This is a genomic window from Microbacterium ulmi (assembly GCF_011759705.1).
In the GTDB taxonomy this organism is placed as follows: Bacteria; Actinomycetota; Actinomycetes; order Actinomycetales; family Microbacteriaceae; genus Microbacterium; species Microbacterium ulmi.
Genome location: NZ_JAAOZF010000001.1, coordinates 120,677 through 138,498, shown reverse-complemented (window position 1 = coordinate 138,498; position 17,822 = coordinate 120,677). Strand labels below are relative to the sequence as shown.

Annotated in this window: 16 protein-coding genes; 9 read left to right on the top strand and 7 right to left on the bottom strand. The window is 68.9% G+C overall.

Features of this window, described 5'->3' with window-relative positions; all coding sequences use genetic code 11:
- Positions 1 to 52 precede the first annotated feature (52 nt).
- The 7 genes from FHS08_RS00660 to FHS08_RS00630 form a co-directional block, all read right to left on the bottom strand.
- Entirely contained in the window at positions 53 to 1,099 is a 1,047-nt protein-coding gene (locus FHS08_RS00660) for a substrate-binding domain-containing protein (protein WP_167034533.1), read from the bottom strand.
- Complete coding sequence (locus FHS08_RS00655) at positions 1,096 to 2,283, bottom strand: ROK family protein (RefSeq protein WP_170283268.1); 1,188 nt, start codon at positions 2,281 to 2,283, stop codon at positions 1,096 to 1,098. Before FHS08_RS00655 ends, FHS08_RS00660 begins: the two co-directional genes overlap by 4 nt.
- A gap of 28 nt (positions 2,284 to 2,311) precedes the next feature.
- Positions 2,312 to 3,184 (bottom strand): NYN domain-containing protein, encoded by an 873-nt coding sequence (locus tag FHS08_RS00650; protein ID WP_167034531.1) that lies wholly within the window; start codon positions 3,182 to 3,184, stop codon positions 2,312 to 2,314.
- A 1-nt stretch (position 3,185) separates the two neighbouring features.
- The gene (locus FHS08_RS00645; RefSeq protein ID WP_167034529.1) at positions 3,186 to 4,169 is read right to left on the bottom strand and encodes a Gfo/Idh/MocA family protein; all 984 of its coding nucleotides are present in this window, start codon (positions 4,167 to 4,169) and stop codon (positions 3,186 to 3,188) included.
- A gap of 127 nt (positions 4,170 to 4,296) precedes the next feature.
- Positions 4,297 to 4,767, bottom strand: coding sequence for a ribose-5-phosphate isomerase (locus tag FHS08_RS00640; protein ID WP_208382174.1), 471 nt, complete (start codon positions 4,765 to 4,767; stop codon positions 4,297 to 4,299).
- Positions 4,764 to 6,488, bottom strand: a complete 1,725-nt coding sequence (locus FHS08_RS00635; RefSeq protein WP_167034527.1) for a dihydroxyacetone kinase family protein — start codon at positions 6,486 to 6,488, stop codon at positions 4,764 to 4,766. The genes FHS08_RS00640 and FHS08_RS00635 overlap by 4 nt, the downstream gene beginning before the upstream one ends.
- Before the next feature lie 13 nt (positions 6,489 to 6,501).
- Positions 6,502 to 7,467 carry a sugar phosphate isomerase/epimerase family protein gene (locus FHS08_RS00630; protein WP_167034525.1) on the bottom strand — a complete coding sequence of 322 codons (966 nt, stop codon included), beginning with the start codon at positions 7,465 to 7,467 and terminating at the stop codon, positions 6,502 to 6,504.
- A 359-nt stretch (positions 7,468 to 7,826) separates the two neighbouring features.
- Between FHS08_RS00630 and FHS08_RS00625 the strand changes: the two genes are divergently transcribed.
- From FHS08_RS00625 to FHS08_RS00585, 9 genes are all read left to right on the top strand, one after another.
- A complete protein-coding gene (locus FHS08_RS00625; RefSeq protein ID WP_341800275.1) occupies positions 7,827 to 8,525 on the top strand; it encodes a FadR/GntR family transcriptional regulator in 699 nt (232 codons plus the stop codon).
- A 186-nt stretch (positions 8,526 to 8,711) separates the two neighbouring features.
- Positions 8,712 to 9,653, top strand: a complete 942-nt coding sequence (locus FHS08_RS00620) for a sugar phosphate isomerase/epimerase family protein (RefSeq protein ID WP_167034521.1) — start codon at positions 8,712 to 8,714, stop codon at positions 9,651 to 9,653.
- The gene (locus FHS08_RS00615) at positions 9,650 to 10,777 is read left to right on the top strand and encodes a lactonase family protein (protein ID WP_167034519.1); all 1,128 of its coding nucleotides are present in this window, start codon (positions 9,650 to 9,652) and stop codon (positions 10,775 to 10,777) included. The genes FHS08_RS00620 and FHS08_RS00615 overlap by 4 nt, the downstream gene beginning before the upstream one ends.
- Before the next feature lie 44 nt (positions 10,778 to 10,821).
- On the top strand, positions 10,822 to 11,658 hold the full coding sequence (locus FHS08_RS00610; protein WP_167034518.1) for a hydroxypyruvate isomerase family protein: 837 nt from the start codon (positions 10,822 to 10,824) through the stop codon (positions 11,656 to 11,658).
- Between the two features lie 212 nt (positions 11,659 to 11,870).
- The gene (locus FHS08_RS17180; RefSeq protein ID WP_167034516.1) at positions 11,871 to 13,424 is read left to right on the top strand and encodes a GMC oxidoreductase; all 1,554 of its coding nucleotides are present in this window, start codon (positions 11,871 to 11,873) and stop codon (positions 13,422 to 13,424) included.
- Between the two features lie 116 nt (positions 13,425 to 13,540).
- A complete protein-coding gene (locus tag FHS08_RS00600; protein WP_243847171.1) occupies positions 13,541 to 14,758 on the top strand; it encodes a sugar ABC transporter substrate-binding protein in 1,218 nt (405 codons plus the stop codon).
- A 120-nt stretch (positions 14,759 to 14,878) separates the two neighbouring features.
- Positions 14,879 to 15,760 (top strand): carbohydrate ABC transporter permease, encoded by an 882-nt coding sequence (locus FHS08_RS00595; RefSeq protein ID WP_243847293.1) that lies wholly within the window; start codon positions 14,879 to 14,881, stop codon positions 15,758 to 15,760.
- 9 nt (positions 15,761 to 15,769) lie between these two features.
- The gene (locus tag FHS08_RS00590) at positions 15,770 to 16,624 is read left to right on the top strand and encodes a carbohydrate ABC transporter permease (RefSeq protein WP_424960781.1); all 855 of its coding nucleotides are present in this window, start codon (positions 15,770 to 15,772) and stop codon (positions 16,622 to 16,624) included.
- A gap of 40 nt (positions 16,625 to 16,664) precedes the next feature.
- On the top strand, positions 16,665 to 17,732 hold the full coding sequence (locus tag FHS08_RS00585; protein WP_167034512.1) for a Gfo/Idh/MocA family oxidoreductase: 1,068 nt from the start codon (positions 16,665 to 16,667) through the stop codon (positions 17,730 to 17,732).
- Positions 17,733 to 17,822: the final 90 nt, after the last annotated feature.

The window sequence follows — 17,822 nt, the reverse complement described above, 5'->3', positions numbered from 1 at the left end:
GGTCTCTGACGCGTCCGACGCGGGAGGGGGGCACGATCGTCACGTGTCGTCCTTACAGGATGCCCGCGGCGTCGCATGCGGCCGCGTAGTCGGGGGTGCAGATGTCGGCGACGGTCCAGAATCCGTCTGCGACGACGGTATCCATGATGCGGTCGATCGTGACGGCGACGGGCGTGAGGAGGACGGCGGGTGTGCCGTCGACCTCGAGGTCGCCCGTCACGCCGCGACCGTGCAGGAGGTCGACGGCGATCTCCGCGGCGAGGCGGGCCTGCGGCTTGAGGGCCTTGTACACCGTCATGTACTGGTCGCCCGCGACGATGCGCTGGATCGCCGTGAGCTCGGCATCCTGTCCCGTCACGATCGGGAAGGGCGAGGCATCCGCCGCCCTCAGCGCCGCGACGGCGCCGCTGGCCGTGCCGTCGTTGGCCGCGTAGACGCCCTCGATCGCGTCGCCGAACTGCGCGATCTGCCCTGCGACCCACTCCTGGGCCTTGTCGGGGCTCCAGTCCGGCGTGTCGTACGACGCGAGGACGCGCAGTCCGCTCCCGTCGATGACCCTCTCGGCGCCCTCGCGGAAGAGCGCCGCATTGCTGTCGGTGGGGGAGCCGTTGACCATGAGGATGCCGCCCGCCGGCCGTCCGCGCGACTCGAGCGCGTCGACGAGGGCCTGCGCCTGCAGCTCTCCCACGTGCACGTTGTCGAACGAGACGTAGAACGCCAGCTCGCCACCCGCGACGAGCCGGTCGTAGGCGATGACCGGAACGCCCTGCGCGTTGGCGGAGTTGACGATCGTGACCGCGGCCTTCGCGTCGACGGGGTCGAGGACGAGCACGCCGGCGCCGGCCGCGAGCGCGGACTCCGCCTGCTGCTGCTGCTTCGCGGCATCCTGATCCGCGTTCGCGTACAGCACGTCGTAGTCGCCGAGCTCCTTCACGCGCGCCTCGAAGACGGGTCTGTCGAACGTCTCGTACCGCGCCGTCTTCTTGTCGGGCAGCAGGAGCGCGATCGGGGCGAACCCGCTGCTCCCGCGCTGCGCGCAGCCCGCGAGCGCACCGGCGGCGAGGCAGACGGTGACGGCGAGTGCGATCAGCCGCCTCATGCCGTGAACGCGATGACGTCGGCGTCGACGGTCACGTGGTCGAGGGCCATGGCTATCGCTCCGCGCGTCTCGGCCCACTCCCCGAAGGAGGCGCCGACGATCTCGGGGAGGCCTCCCGTCGCCGCGAGCGCCGACCTCTCGAGGGCGTGCCGCATGGGGGCCATGAGGATCTCGCCCGCCTGCGCGATCTCGCCGCCCACGACGATCAGCTCGGGATCGAAGAGGTTGCACAGGCTCGCCGCCGCGATGCCGATGTGCCGTCCTGCATCGGCGATGACGCGCAACGCCGACCCGACGCCGTCGTCGGCCGCCGTGAGCAGGTCGCCGAGCCGCTGCATCCCCTCGCTCTCGGGGAACAGCGCCAGCAGCGCGGGGCCGGACGCGTACGTCTCGAGGCAGCCGCGATTGCCGCAGCGGCAGATGGGCCCGTTCTCGTCGATCGTCATGTGGCCGATCTGGCCCGTCTTGCCGCTCACGCTGCGGAACAGGTCTCCGCCGACGATGAGGCCCGCGCTGATCGTGTGGCCGACGCGGATGAACACCGACGACGACGCCGTCCGCCCGCTGCCCTCACGCGCCTCGGCGAGGCCGCCGAGGTTCGCCTCGCTGTCGACGAACGCGGGCCGCTCGATGCGGGCGCCGAGGCTCTCCGCGACGTCGACGCCCTCCCAGCCGGGAAGGAGTCCGGGCGTGGAGATCTTGCCCGTGCGGGGGTCGATCGGCGCCGGCAGGCCGATCCCGACCGCGAGCAGATCGCCGAGCGAGCCGCCCAGCGACTCCATCATGTCGCCCAGCAGGATGCTCAGCCGGTCGAGCTCGGCGTCGTGCCGATGCCCCGGCGCGAGGGGGATCGAGGTCTCGGAGACGATCGTGCGCGTCGCGTCCGCGATCGCGATCCGCAGCTGTCGCGTCGAGAAGTGGACGCCCGCGACGAGGCCCACCTGGCGGGCGAGCGACACGAGGGTCGCGCGGCGGCCGCTGCGGGACGTGAACGACGTGTGCAGGATGCCGGAGGCCGTGAGCTCCTTGACGATGTTCGACACCGTCGCGGGCGAGAGACCCGTGCTCCCGGCCAGCTCGATCTGCGTCAGGCGCCCATGGCGCTTGAGCGACTCGACCAAGCGTGCTCTGTTCGCCTCGCGCAGCGACGACTGCGAGCCGGGCGGTGTGTTCCGGCTGACCACGATCGACACTGTACCCGACGGGCCGAAGTCAGCGCCGGTCGAGCGAGAGGCGCACGCGCACGATGTTGGTCGTCTCGTCGAGCTCTGCGACGCCGCTGTGCGCCTTCACGAAGTCCGAGAACGAGCGGTGCCCGAGGCCCTTCTCGCTGAAGGACGGGTCCATCCGCTTGAGGAGGTTCTTGACGGCCGAGAGGTGCACCCACTCCTCGTCCGTGCGCTCCTGCTCGAGCCGCAGCGCGCGCTCCAGGAGCTCCTCCGTGGGGTCGGCGGGCTTGCGCCTGCGCGTGCGAGCGGGGCCGGATGCCGCGGCATCCGCCTTCTTCGCGGGCTCCGGCGCCGTGACGCCGGGGAGGGAGTCGTACGAGTCGAACTGGTCGCACGCGGCCGCGAGCGACTTCGCGGTGGAACCGGCGACGCCGACGCCGACGACGAAGCGGCCCAGGCGCTTGCAGCGCTGCGCGAGCGGCACGTAGTCGGAGTCGCCCGCGACGATCACGACGTGCGTGAGGTCGGGCAGGCGGAACATGTCCTCGACGGTGTCGACGGCGAGGCGGATGTCGGCGCCGTTCTTGGCGTAGGCGGCCGCAGGGAACAGCTGCACGAGGTCGACGGCGCGCGCGACGAGCTGCGACCGGTAGATCGCGTTGACCGGCGACGACCAGTCCGCGTACGCGCGGGTCAGCACGAGCGTTCCGAACGACGCCGCGTAGTCGATGATCGCGCCGACGTCGATCGTCGCGGCGCTCAGGCGCGCGGCCGTCTCGGCCTCGCTCGGCGCCTCCGCGATCTTCTGCCGGTCGCGCGCGTAGGAGTTCCGGCCGTGCACGCGGTCGTACCAGGACATGACGATGTTGTCGAAGTCGAGGTAGACGGCGACGCGGGGAGTCTGGGGATCCGGCATGTCACGCCTCTCCGGGGTAGTGCACGCCGATCATGCCGCGGACGGCGTCGAGCGTGCCCATGATGGCGACGGTCTCGTCGATGGGCAGGATGTCGCTGTCCGTCGCGCCAGCGGCCACGTAGCGCTCCGCCGCGAGCGCCTGATACTGCATCCCGCCGCCCTCGACGTCGGAGGCGTACTCCTCGAGCACCGTTCCGTCTGGCGCGACTACTCGGAAGGAGGTCGTGGCGTACCACGTCCGGTCGATGTCGATCCTCGCCTGCGTCCCGAGGACGTGGGCCGTGTTGGGACCCGCCGAGCGCGAGCCCGAGACGGAGGTCGAGAGCGCGCCCGATGCGTGCGTGAGGATCGTCGCGACCTCGGTGTCGGCGCCGGTCTCGCCGAGGCGCGCGGCTGCGGCGATCGCGACGGGAGCCCCCAGCACGTCCCACGCGAACGAGATCGGATAGATGCCGAGATCGAGGAGCGCGCCGCCCCCGAGCTCGAGCGCGTTGAGCCGGTGCGCGGGATCGCTCGAGATCCTCTGGGTGTGATCGGCCGTGACCAGGCGGATGTCGCCCAGCGTGCCTGCCGCGACGATCTCGCGGATGCGTGTCATGTGCGGGAGGTATCGCGTCCACATCGCCTCCATCGCGAGCAGTCCCCGCTCGGCGGCCACATCGCGCACACGAGCGGCCTCGGCCGACGTCAGCGTGAAGGGCTTCTCGACGAGGACGTGCTTGCCTGCCTCGAGCGCGAGGACGGCCTGCTCGGCGTGGAATGCGTGCGGCGTCGCGATGTAGACGATGTCGACGTCGGGGTCGGCGACGAGCGCCTCGTACGAGCCGTGCGCGCGCGGAACGCCGAAGTCGGCGGCGAACGCCTTGGCGGAGTCACGGCTGCGCGACCCGACCGCGACGATGCTGCGCTGTGCCACGCGCAGATCGCTCGCGAAGCCCCGAGCGATGCTTCCGGGACCAAGGATTCCCCAACGAAGTCCGACCATCCTCCGAGCGTAGCGGGCGGCGGGAGCATCCCGTCCGTGAGCCCGGGGTCGGCGGCGACGACGCGCATGGGGCGGTACGCCGGCATGCCCGTGGATCGCCGCGGAGGAACGAACGCCGCCTGCGCGCTCAGCGCTGCGATCTCCCGTATTCCTCCAGGGCCTGCACCTTCTCGCCGGAAGGGCTGGCCGGGTCGAACGTGTAGCCGATCCACTCCCTCGCGAGGCGACGAGCGAGCTCGACGCCCACGACGCGCTGCCCGAAGCACAGCACCTGGGCGTCGTTGGAGAGCACGCTGCGCTCGACGGAGAACGAATCGTGGGCCGTGACGGCGCGGATGCCGGGCACACGGTTCGCCGCGATCGCGACGCCGAGTCCCGTGCCGCACACGAGGAGCGCGCGATCGGCCTCTTGTGCTGCCACGAGGCGAGCGGCCTTCACGGCGATGTGCGGGTATGCCGTGTGCCCGTCGGCATCGACTCCGACGTCGATCACAGAGGCCACTCGCGGGTCGTTCTCGAGATCGCGCTTGAGGATCTCCTTGTACTCGAATCCTGCGTCGTCGGCGCCGACCACGATTCGAAGGCTGATGTCGGTCATCGGATGCTCCGCTCTCGAGTGGACGAGGACATGAGTGCGCCGATCGTGTCCACGATCACGGCGAACGAGGTCGCGCCTGGATCCGGCGTCCCGACGCTCTTCTCGGCGAGAGGGCGGGCACGGCCCTTCCGGGGGCGCAGGGCGGCGGTGGCTCGGGCGGCCTCGCTCGCGAGGACCGCCGCGTCGCGCCACGACTCCGCGGCGGAGCGACCGGCGGCGACCTGCGCGCTCAGGCTCTGCCGGAACGGAAGCAGCGCGTCGACCATCGTCTTGTCGCCCGCCTCGGCGCGGCCGAGATCGCGGATCGCGTCGGCGAAGGCGATCACGGCATCCAGCGCGGCGCTCGCGTCGTAGACCGGGCGCACGTCTCCGAGAGCCTCGCCCGCGGCCTCGAGGCCGGCGCCCCACAGAACGCCCGAGGTCCCGCCGGCCTCGGCCGCCCAGGCGCGACCCGCCGTCCGCAGGGTCCATCCCGGGCCCGCTCCGTCGAGCGGCTCGATCGCCGCGGCGGCAGCATCGATGCCTTTCGCCATGCCGCGACCGTGGTCGCCATCGCCGGCGACGGCATCGATGCGCCCGAGGTGGGCCTCGTTCTCGTGCAGCACGCGCTGCAGCTCCGCTGCTCCTCTGCGCAGGAGCGCCGCAAGAGCGGCGCCTGCAGGCGACGGTGTGGGCGCGGACTCGTGCTCGGCCGCGGAGACCCCGAAGACGGCAGGGCTCAGGTTCGCCGTGGGGGCCGCGCTCTTGCGGTAGCCGGGCGCGTACGCGTCGGCGTGCCACAGGCCCTCGAGCTCTTCGTCGAGCCAGGAGAGCGTCAGGGAGCATCCGCCCATGTCGAGACTCGTGACCAGCTCGCCGACCTCCGGCTCGACGGGGGTGAGCCCGGCTTCGTCCAGGAGCGGACGGATCTCGTTCCAGAGAAGGAAGAGCTCCTCGTGCTTGGTCGATCCGAGCCCGTTGAGGATCGCCGCGACTCGAGTGGCGGGGGTCTCGGGCCGCTCGGCGAGGATGCCGTCGACGAGCAGTCTCGCCAGCTCGCGCGCCGGCAGGAGCGGCGCGTCGCGAATGCCGGGTTCACCGTGGATGCCCAGTCCCACGCCCATGTGCTCGACGGGGAGGGTGAAGAGCGGTTCCCGGGCGCCCGGCATGAAGCATCCCGAGAACGCCACGCCGAGCGTGCGGGTGGCGGCGTTCGCGGCGCGGCCCGCCCGCTCGACGCCGGCGATGTCTGCGCCCTCCGCGGCGGCCGCGCCGAGCGCCTTGAAGATGACGAAGTCTCCCGCGATGCCGCGACGCTCCTGCTCGACGGGCGACGACGCGATGTCGTCGGTCACGACGACGATGCGCGCGTCGATGCCTTCGCGGCGAAGCCGTTCGGCGGCTATGCCGAAGTTCATGATGTCGCCGGCGTAGTTGCCGAAGGAGAGCACGACGCCGAGCCCCTGATCGGCGGCCTTCGCGACAGAGTAGACCTGTGCGGCGGAGGGCGAGGTGAAGATGTTCCCGACGACGGCGCCGGAGGCGAGCCCCGGTCCGACCAGTCCCGCGAAGGCGGGGTAGTGACCTGAGCCGCCGCCGACGACGACCGCGACGATAGGCGTGGGTCCGCGATGCCCGACGACTCCGCCGGGCACCACGCGGAGCCGGTCGGCATACAGATCGGCGAACCCCGCGAGCTGGTCCTCGGCGAACTCTGCCGGGTCGTTGTAGAGCACGGTCATCCGAACAGCCTCCTCAGCGCACGACTTCCGGCGAGAACGCGTCGCTCAGATCGAACGCGAGGAGCCTGCGGATGTAGTCGCGGTTGCGCGCCGAGACGGCGAGGCCGTCGCCGCCGTAGTGCTCCGTGCAGAAGGCGCCCGAGAAGCCGGCCTGGAGAGCCATCTTGATCGCCGCCCGATAGTTCATCGTGCTGGCCTCCATCGGAACGGGGGCCGTCATGATCGTGCCGTTCGTCGAGTCCTCGATGCGGCTGTATCCCTTCACGTGCCAGTAGTTCGCGTAGGGGACGCACTTCGCGACAGAGTCGAGGAAGGGCTCGACCGGGCGGTGCAGTCTGTGGAGGTTTCCGAGGTCGGGGTTGAGTCCGACCGACGAGTGCCCGATGTCCTCCACCAGCCTGACCGCGGAGTCCGCCGTGCCGATGAGAGTGTCCTCGTACATCTCGAGCGAGAGGCCGATCCCCACCGACGAGGCGTGGTCTCCCAGGTCTCGCAGGCGCGTCACCGCGAGCTGCCACGTCTCCTGGTCGGTCGGATCGCTCGGCCCGTCGGCCGTCCAGAACCACAGGGCCCGCTGCTGCGCCTCGAGCAGGGGCCTGTGCAGGCCGACGCTCACGACCGAGCATCCGAGTGCGACGGCGGCATCGATCGTGCGGTGGCTGTAGGCGAGGTTGTCCTCCCACGCCAGCGGGTCGATCACGCTTCGGCGGATCGCGGAGATCGCCTCGATGGTGAGGCCTTCGTCGTGGGCGACGGACTTCAGCGCCTCGAGCCTGCTCGCGGTCAGATCGCCAGGCTTGATCCAGGAGTCGGTGATGTCGACCTCGGTGAAGCCTTCGTGCGCGATCTCAGCCATCGCCGCACCCCACACGTCTTCGCCGGCGTCCTGCACCGACACACCCGAGGTGGTCACGCCGGAGAACGACAGCGTCGTGGCCGCGATCGGCCAGTTCTCTGCCGTGAACGTGTGCTGCGTCATTGAAGCTCCCTGTCGCGCGGATTCTGTGAGGACCCGGTCGTCAGGTCATCAGACATCAGCGTACCCTACGGAGCGAGTCGACCGCGATGTCCACCGCTGCGTCACGTGCGAACTCAGGCGAACCGTCGGGATGTAGGGTTGCGTCCGATCAGTTTCGTGTGCGTATGATCGGGCAACCGCGCGATCCCCGGCGGAGATCCGATGAGGTCGTCAACCGGGACACGACAGAGCAGCGGCGCGTGTTCCACCTGGTGAAGGACGAGATCGGGTCGAGGTCGACTCGTCGGCCGGTCGACCGCTCTCTCGTCCGGCAGAGACGGAGCGTTCGGGAAGGAAAAATGGACAGGCGGCAGTCCCTCGTGGAGATCGTTGTCGACAAGGTGCTCGACAAGATCGTCTCTGGCGAGGTGGGGCCACACGAGGCGCTGCCTTCCGAGACCGAGATCGCGAGCGAATCCGACGTCAGCCGCCTCACTGCGCGTGAGGCGATGAAGACGCTGGAGGCCAACAACGTCGTGTACAAGCGTCAGGGCCTGGGGACGTTCGTCAATCCCGTCGAGCGGTGGACCGATCTGGAGGCCATCGCCCGAGTCGCTCTGCGCAATGTCACGCGGGAGAAGGTGCCCCTCCATCTCATCGAGGTGCGACAGATCGTGGAGGTCGGGGCGGCCGAGCTCGCTGCCGTCAACCATCGACCGGACGACCTCATCGCGATGCAGGAGTGCATCGCCACGATGCAGGCGGCGCACGAGAGCGGCGACATCGACGCCTTCTCTCAGGCCGACATCGCCTTTCACGACGCGATACTCCGAGCGACGGGGAACCCGTTCATCCCCGCACTGCTGGCCCAGCTCACGGTGCTGCTGCGAACGGTCCGGCGCGTGACGTCCGACAGTGCCGAGGTGCAGACCCACGCGATCCGCCAGCACGAGCTCGTGCTCGAGGCCATCCGGGCGGGAGTGCCCGCGCGAGCCCACAAGGCGATGAACGACCACATGGTCCAGACCGTCGAGGACTACGAGACGTACTTCTCAAAGGCGTTCGACCGCGTCGTCTAGGTCCGGGAGCGCGCTCGTCGACGCACTGTGCGGGCCGCGCCTGAGGCGTCACGTGACCCGCGAGAAACATGCTGGTCATAATCATCAGAGGTCTGATAGCCTGGCCCCGCCTCGTAAGAGAGATTGCAGAGTCGGCTGAATGAGCAGCGCGACTCGGTAGTGCAAGCCAATGACAGAAAGGCAGTTATGCGTTTCGGATCTTCGGTGTGGCCATGGAAGTGGGACGCGCCCTACGACACCGCGATTCAGCGAATCGCCGACACGGGGTTCCGTGCAACCGAGCTCATGGCGTGGAACAACGACATCCTCGTCGACTACTACACGCCGGAGACCATCGACAAACTGCGGGGGATCCTCGCTGAGCGCGATCTCACGCTGTCGCAGTTCATGCTGCTCGTGCCGCAGCTGAGCAGCGGAGACGCAGAGATTCGGAAGGCGGCGATCGCGCAGTACAAGAGGGGAGTCGACGTCGCGGTCGACCTCGGCGCGCCCAACATCAACACGGTGACGCACTACCCCTTCGACATCACGATGCCGCGCATCACCGATCGCCCTCACGTGCAGGTCTTCACCGTCGACGTGCCGTCGGGCCTGGACTGGCGTCAGAACTGGAACGAGTACATCGCCTCGCTCCGGGAGATCGTCGACTATGCGGACTCCAAGGGCAAGACGTTCAGCCTCGAGCCGCACCCGTTCCGGTACGGCGCGACCACCGAGGCGCTGCTGCGCATCATCGACGCGGTCGACTCGCCGGCCCTGCGGGTGAACCTCGATCCGAGCCACCTCTTCCCCGCCGGCGACATCATCCACGTGGCCATCCACCGTCTCGAAGGCCGCGTCGTGCACTGCCACTTCTCCGACAACGACGGATTGACCAACGTGCACTGGCGCCCGGGCAAGGGCAAGATCGACTGGGAGAAGGCGCTCATCGCGCTCAAGGAGACCGGCTTCGACGGCGTGATCTCGCTCGAGCTGGAGGACATCCCGGGGGTCGCGCGCGGCATCGCCAAGGTGCCAGGCGTCTACCGCGGATATGTCGAGGCGACCGAGGAGTTCGTCGAGGAGCATCGGATCGGCCTCGCCTATCTGACCGAGCTCGCTCACAAGGTCGGGATGACGGTCGAATGACGGCGAGGCCTTTCAACCTGGTCGTCGGGACCTACACCGAGAACCTGAACCACCTCGAAGGGCATGCCAAGGGCCTCATGGGCCTGCGGTACGACGAGGACGGAACGCTCGGAGAGGCCGAACTGCTTGCCGAGGGCGTGCCGAACGCGTCGTGGCTCGTCGCGTCGAGGGACGGGCGCTTCATCTATGCCATCTCGGAGACGAAGTTCTACGAGGGCAGGCCTGGAGGCAGCGCGACCGCGCTCGCGAGGGACACCGTCACGGGTGAGCTCACCCTGCTCAACACGGTGTACTCGGGGGGCATCGAGCCCACTCATGGCGATCTCGATCCGAGTGGCCGGTTCCTGCTTCTCTCCAACTACCGATCGGGATCGGTGGCCGCCTTCGCGATCGACCCCGACGGGAGCCTCGGCACGATGGTCGGGTTCGTGCAGGACGAGGGGTCGAGCATTCATCCCGTCAGGCAGACGGGGCCGCACGCTCACCAGATCGCGATCGATCCCGTGACGGGTCGGGTGCTCGTGCCGGACCTCGGGCTCGACTCGCTGCTCTTCTTCGACCTCTCGCCGGACGGCGGGCTGACGGAGGATCGGTCGGTCCGCTACACGGGGGCCGCCGGCGCCGGGCCGCGACACGTCGACTTCCACCCGGACGGCACGCATCTGCTTCTGCTCAACGAGCTGGACAACACCCTGACGGTGCTCAGGCGCGAAGGCGACGGGGTGGTGGCGACCGACATCAAGACGACTCTCCCCGACGGCTATGCAGGGCACGCGCAGGCCAGCGGAGTCCGTGTCAGCGCGGATGGACGGTGGGTCTTCACGGGAAACCGGGGAGGAAACTCATCGGCCTCGGCCGAGCACCCCGGCCCGCGGGGCGATGTCGACGCGATCTCGATCTTCGAGTTCGACCCGGCCTCGGAGACGGTGAGCCTGCGGCGCGTCGAGCCGACCGGCCTGGAGCCCCGTGACTTCATCATCTCGCCGGATCAGCGCAATCTCATCGTCGTGCATCAGGACGTCGACGAGCTCGCGGTCTACAGATTCGACCCGGAGGGTCCGTCGCTGTCGGCGATCTCGGTCTCCTCGCTGCCCAACCCGGCGGCTCTGGTCCTGGTCGGCTGACACCCGCTCGCCAGCCCCGCTGGGGCCGCTGCAAAGGATGAAGGATGGTTGCGACGAGCGCGGCCGTCGCACTCGACGCGAATCTCGGCTGGCTGTTCACGGAGCTGCCTTTCGAGGAGCGCTTCGAGGCGGCCGCCGTCGCGGGCTTTCGGGCGGTCGAGTATCCCTCTCCGTATGAGCATGACGCGAGCCTGCTCCGCAGGCTCCTCGCCGAGTCCGGGTTGCATCAGGTGCTGATCAACACGCCGACGGGGGAGCCCGGCACGGAGACGGGGGCGGGCCTCGCATGCCTCCGGGACCGGGTCGGCGAGTTCCGAGACGGACTCGAGAAGGGGCTCGAGTACGCCGACGCCCTCGACAGCGATTTCCTGCACATCGTCGGAGGAGCGGTTCCGTCCGGGACGTCTCGCGACGAGGCCTTGGCGCAGTATGCCGCGAACGTCGCGTGGTCTGCGGAGAAGGCGCGCGCGACCCGCGTGCGACTCGTGCTCGAGATGCAGAACAAGACGGACGTGCCCGGATTCATCCTGGACGCGCCGCAGGACGCGGTGGCAGTGATCGAACAGATCGGGGCCGATAACGTCGGGGTGCTTCTCGACGTCTATCACGTCCGGATGCAAGGCGGCGACGTCCTTCGCACCGCCGCGGCCGTTCGGCCGCACATCTCCCACGTCCAGATCGCCGACCCGCCGCGACGCACGGAGCCGGGCAGCGGCGAGATCGACTGGGCGGCGATCTTCGGCTTCTTCGTGGACTCCGACTATCGAGGATGGATCGGCTGCGAGTATCGTCCCGCAGCCGGGACGATCCCGGGGCTGGCGTGGATCGACGAGCTCGCGAGGAAGGGAGTGCCCGTCGCAGGTGCTCTCGATCCCGAGTAGATCCCTCGTGCGGCTTGTGCCCCGGCGACGGCGGGACGGAATGCCCGGGGTCGTGTCCCAATCGATATCTTGACTGGTTGACAAGGGTCATCAGAGGTCTGATATGGTTTCTGACGAGCGGTTCAAAGCGTGACTTACGAAGGAGTGAGGATGACGTGGACGTGATGGTCGGATCAGGGGCTGGGGGGCGACGGCTCGGCGAGCGTGTCGACGTGATCATCATCGGAAGCGGTCCGACGGGAGCGACTTACGCACGCACGATCGCTCAGCAGGCGCCGAGCGCCACGGTCCTCGTGCTCGAGGCGGGCCCCGTCGTGACCGAGCCGTCGGGCAGCCACGTTGCGAACATCGTCGACGTCGCCGCACGCACGAAGGCTCAGGTCGCCGCGCAAGGGCCGAAGGACTTCCCGTATCCGCGCTACACCCACGCCGAGGCCGAGCGCGATCCCGAGCACGTCGGGTTCGACTCGGTGCTGATGCGACCGGGCGTGTTCGCCATCAGCCCTGCGGGAGAAGATCCCGGTCCCTTCCCTGTCGCGCAGGCGACGAGCGGCGTCGGCGGGATGGGTGCGCACTGGTTCGGGGCGTGCCCGCGGCCCGCGGGAACCGAGCGCATCGACCTGATCGACTCGGAGGCGCTCGACGATGCGTACGGTCGAGCGGAGAGGCTGCTGAGAGTGTCGAGCACGCAGCTGACCGATCACGCCATGGCCGAGAGTGTGCGCTCCGCGGTCGGAGCCGTCGTGGACGAGGGACGGGCGCCCGCACGGCGCGTGCAGCAAATGCCCATGGCGCTCGTTCGAACGGCGGACGGCGTGAGCCGGACGGGAACCGACGTCATCTTCGGCGACCTGCTCGACGGCGGGAGCAGCACGTTCGAGCTGCGCCCCGAGACCCTCGTGCAGCGCATCATCATGGACGGCGACACGGCAGTCGGCGTCGAGGCGCGCGATCGCCCGACCGGAGAGGTCTACCAGGTCGGCGCGTCGTACGTCGTGGTCGCCTGCGACGGCATCCGCACGCCCCAGCTGCTGTTCGCCTCCGGAATCAGACCGGCGGCCCTCGGGCGGTATTTCAACGAGCATCCCCAGATCTCGTTGACCGCGGCCATGGACTTCGGCCCGGAGGGCGACACGTCGGCCGAACGCGGCGACACCGTGGCGATGTCGGATGCCTCCGCGCGGACCGTGGGGGCCAGCGGGGTGGTCTGGATCCCGTTCGACGAGGAGAGGTTCCCGTACCACGCGCAGCTGTACCAAGTCGACACGACGTCGCTCGGGCTGACGGACGCCGAACTCGACGGCATCGGCGCCGCCATCACGATGAACCTGTTCTTGCGCCAAGACCTCGACCCCGACAATCGGCTCAGCTTCAGCGAGACCGAGAAGGACTGGCTGGGGATGCCGGCCATCACGTTCGAGTATCGGCTGTCCGAGGCGGACGTCGCGCGCGTCGAGCGAGGAAAGCGAGAGCTCGTCGGCCTCGCGAACGCGCTGGGCGAGCCGCTGCTGGGGGAGTCGCCGCGAGCACTCCCCGCGGGGACGTCCATCCACTATCTCGGGGCGACCCGGATGGGGGCGGCGAACGACGGCACATCGGTGTGCGACCCGACGAGCCGCGTCTGGGACACCAGCAACGTCTATGTCGCAGGCAGCGGCGTCATCCCGACCTCGACCGCCTGCAACCCCACTTTGACGATCGTCGCCATCGCCATCCTCGGCGCCGAGGCGATCGCCCGCAGGCTCGAAGAGCAGCCGTCTGACTGAAAGGTGGACATCGAATCAGCGTTGCACGAGCAACGCACCCTCACGCCGAGCGGGAGAGGACCCGGACGAACGGGTCTCGCTCGCTGGAGCACGATCAACGAAGACTAGGGAGATCAATGATGAACCTCACCTCACGACGGAGAACCACGACGATTCTGGCCTCGGCCGCGACGCTGACACTCCTGGCCGGTTGCAGCGCGACCGCCAGCCCGGAGGAGAAGATCGTGCTGACCGTGCTCAACAAGAACGTCAACGAGCCTGACAAGACGATCTTCATCGATCTGCTCGACGGCTGCGCCGAGCAGATCGGCGTCACGCTCAATCAGCAGCAGGTCCCCGGCGCCGAGATCATCCAGCGCATCCTGCAGCAGGCCTCGTCGCACACGCTCCCCGACCTGCTCGAGATCGACAATCCCGAGCTGAAGGGCATCGCCGCGACGGGCGCGCTCGCCCCGCTCAGCGACCTCGGCATCGACACGGCCGGCTTCAATGAGGCGTTCATCGAGTCGGCGACGTGGGAGGGCGAGGTCTACGGCCTCGGTCCCCAGGTAAACACTCTCGGCCTCTTCTACAACGCCGAGATGCTCGCCGCCGCAGGCCTCGAGCCCCCCACGACATGGGACGAGCTCAAGGCCACGGCCGCAGCGCTGCGGCAGGGCGACGTCTACGGCGTCGCGTTCTCGGCGGCCGCGTCCTACCAGGGCACGTGGCAGTTCCTGCCCTTCATGTGGTCCAACGGCGGTGACGAGACCGACCTGACCAGCCCCGAGGTGGCCGAGGCAGCCCAGCTGTGGGTCGACCTCGTGAACTCGGGCGGGGCGTCCGAGAGCGTCGTGACGTGGACCCAGGCCGACGTCACGGACCAGTTCATCGCCGGCAAGGCGGCCATGGCCGTGAGCGGTCCCTGGCAGGTGCCGTTGCTCGACGCCGTGGACTTCGACTGGGGCGTCGTGAAGATCCCCGTGCCGGAGGCCGGCGATCCCGTCGTCGCATCGTTCGGCGGCGAGGTCTGGAGCGTGCCGCTCAGCGACAGCCCCGAGCGCATGGCCAAGGCCACCGAGCTGCTCGAGTGCATCAACACGCCGGAGTCGCAGATGGAGCTCGCCTCGAAGCGGTACACGGTCCCGACGCGTGACGATCTCTTCGACGACTACCTGGCCGAGTACCCGCTCATGGAGCCCTTCGCCGAGACGATCGTCACGGCGCGAGCTCGCACCGCCAAGCTCGGCGAGGGCTGGCCCGTCGCGGCGACGACCATCTACGAGGCGCTCCAGCTCGCGATCACGGGCCAGGAAACCGCTCCGAACGCCTTCGTCGTGGCCTCGACCCACTGAGTGGACGTCAACGAGGACGAAGCACCGATGACCGGTAAGACGTCTGCGGAGCGTCCTGTCACGTCGCCGCCCGACGCCCGCTCCTCGCGGCCCGGTGCTTCGTCCTCGTCCGGACGGCGCATGCGGCTCGCCCGGTTCTCCAAGTACGCGTTCGTGCTGCCCGCAGGCATCTACATCGTGGCGTTCTTCGGCTACCCCGTGGTCAAGAACCTCACCATGAGCTTCCAGGACTACACGACGCGCACGTTCTTCACGGGGGAGGCGCCGTGGGTCGGGCTGGAGAACTACATCCACGCCGTCACGAGCCGCCTGTTCGTCCCGGCCCTCGTCAACACGTTCCTGTTCACGGTCGGCTCGATCCTCGGGCAGTTCCTGATCGGGATGCTGCTGGCGCTGTACTTCCACCGGCGGTTCCCGCTGAGCGGAATGCTGCGCTCGCTGCTGCTGCTGCCGTGGCTGCTGCCGATCATCGTCTCCAGCGCGACGTGGCGCTCGATCCTGGACCGTGACAGCGGCGTGCTCAACAACACGCTGCGTCGGCTCGGGGTCATCGAGGACCCGATACCCTGGCTGTCCAGTCCGCAGGTCGCGCTCATCGCGGTCATCCTCGTCAACATCTGGATCGGCATCCCGTTCAACGCGACGATCCTTTACGGCGGGCTGCAGGAGATCCCGGAGGAGCTCTACGAAGCGGCGGCGCTCGACGGCGCAACCGGGGCGCGCGCGTTCTGGTACATCACCTGGCCGAACCTGCGTCCCGTGGTCGGGGTGGTGCTCGTGCTCGGCGTCGTGTACACGCTGAAATCGCTCGACGTGATCTTCGGTCTCACTGGCGGCGGGCCGGCCAACGCGACGCAGACGATCGCGATCCGATCGTACGAGACGTCGTTCGTGCAGTTCGACTTCGGCGGGGGAGCCGCGTACAGCAACATCCTCATCCTCATCTCTCTCGTGTTCGCCATCATCTACCTGCGCTCCAACCGACGCGCACTGGACGAGTAGGAGCACGCCGTGACCGTCGCCGCCGCTCGGCCCCGCCTCGTCTCGCGCCGCACCCTGCGCAAGAGCTCGTCGGGCCTGCACACCGCCTTCGGCATCGTGCTCATCGCGATCATGCTGTTTCCCGTCTACTGGATGGTCAACTCCTCGTTCCAGCCGTCGGGCAACACGCTCACCGCCGACTTCTTCCCGTGGAACCCAAGCCTCGCCGGCTACACGGAGGCGCTGCGCACGCAGGGCGCCAACCTGCTCACGAGCGTCATCGTCTCGCTCGGCAGCGTCGCCCTGTGCCTGCTCATCGCGACGCCCGCCGCCTACGCCCTCGCGCGCTTCCGGTTCCGGTGGATCTCGATCGGGCTCATGGCGATCATCATCACGCAGATGATCCCCAGCATCGTGATCGCGAACGCCCTCTACACGGCGTACAACGATCTCGGGCTGATCAACTCGCTGCTGGGGCTCATCCTGGCCGACTCCAGCCACGGGATCCCGTTCGCGATCCTCATCATGCGGGCATCCATGATGTCGATCCCCGTCTCGATCCTGGAGGCCGCACTCGTCGACGGCGCGTCGCAGATGCGCACGTTCGTGTCGATCGTCATCCCGGTCTCGCGCAACTCGATCATCACGGCGGGGCTGTTCTGCTTCCTCTTCGCGTGGAGCGACTTCGTCTTCGCGCTCACCCTGACCACGACCGAGGCAGTGCGCCCGGTCACGCTCGGCATCTACCAGTACCTCGGCATAGAGGTGGGCTTCTGGAACGTCGTCATGGCGACGGCGGCGCTCGCGACGCTGCCGGCCATCCTCCTCCTCGTGCTCGCACAGAAGTACATCGCCGCCGGCGCGACGAGCGGAGCCGTCAAGTGAACCGGCCGGCACGACGTCCTCGGAGACGAGTGCGACGTCCGTGGAGACAACGGAGTGCGGCGTGACGCCCAACGGCAGGCGCGACACCGCGGCGGCTCCGCGCCGCAGGCTGAGGTGGGGCGTCGTGGGTCTCGGGGTCATCGCGACCGCGTTCGTGCGCTCGCTGCACGACCACTCCGACGAGCGGGTCGTGACGGTGGCGTCGCGCGACAAGGAGCGATCGGAGCGGTTCGCGAGCCTCTTCGGCGTGGATCGCGCGTACGGCTCCTACGATGCGCTGTTCGGCGATCCCGACGTCGAGGCGGTCTACATCGCCGTTCCCCACGCGCTGCACGCCGACCTCGCGATCCGCGCCGTGGAGGCGGGCAAGCACACCCTCGTGGAGAAGCCCCTCGCCGGCTCCGCCGAAGAGGCGGAGCGGATCGTCGCTGCCGGACGGCGCGCCGGCGTTCTCGTCATGGAGGCGATGTGGTCGCAGTACCTGCCCCAGGCGGCGTTCGTCCGACGGCACCTCGCGGCAGGAACGATCGGCGCGGTGCGATCGGTCATCGTCGACTTGAGCAGCGGTCCCATGATGGATCCCCTCCATCGGCTCCTGGCGCCGGAGCTGGGCGGCGGCACTCTTCTCGATGTCGGGGTCTACGGGGTGTCCTGGGCGCTGCTCACGCTCGGAGACCCCTTCGAGGTCATGGCGACAGGCATCCGGACGGAGGACGGCGTCGACCTGCATGCGTCGGTCAGCACGCTCACCTCGGCGCCGGGGGTCGCCTCGATGGTGTTCAGCCTCATCGCGCCGACGCGCACGCGTCTCGTCCTCGCGGGCGAGAAGGGCAGCATCGAACTGCACGGGCGGTTCTTCGAGCCGACCAGCCTCGACATCCTCGACGCCGAACGCGAGGTCGTCGAGTCGTGGCACGACACGTCCCCCCGCATCGGAAGGGGAGCGCTGGCCTATCAGGCCGAGGCGATGTCGACCTACGTGTCCGAGGGCAGGACGGACTCCCCGGTGTACTCCTCGGCCACCGCGATCGCAGCGCTGCGCGTCATCGACTCCGCGCGCGAGCAGATCGCATCCCGGGGCGCCGTCATCAGCTGGCCGCCGCGGTGAGGAGCGACACCGGGCGCCGACCGCTCGAGGGTCGTGCGGCGACCGATGACGGAGGACGGCCGGCGCGAGGTGGGGGCCGAAGCGGCGTCG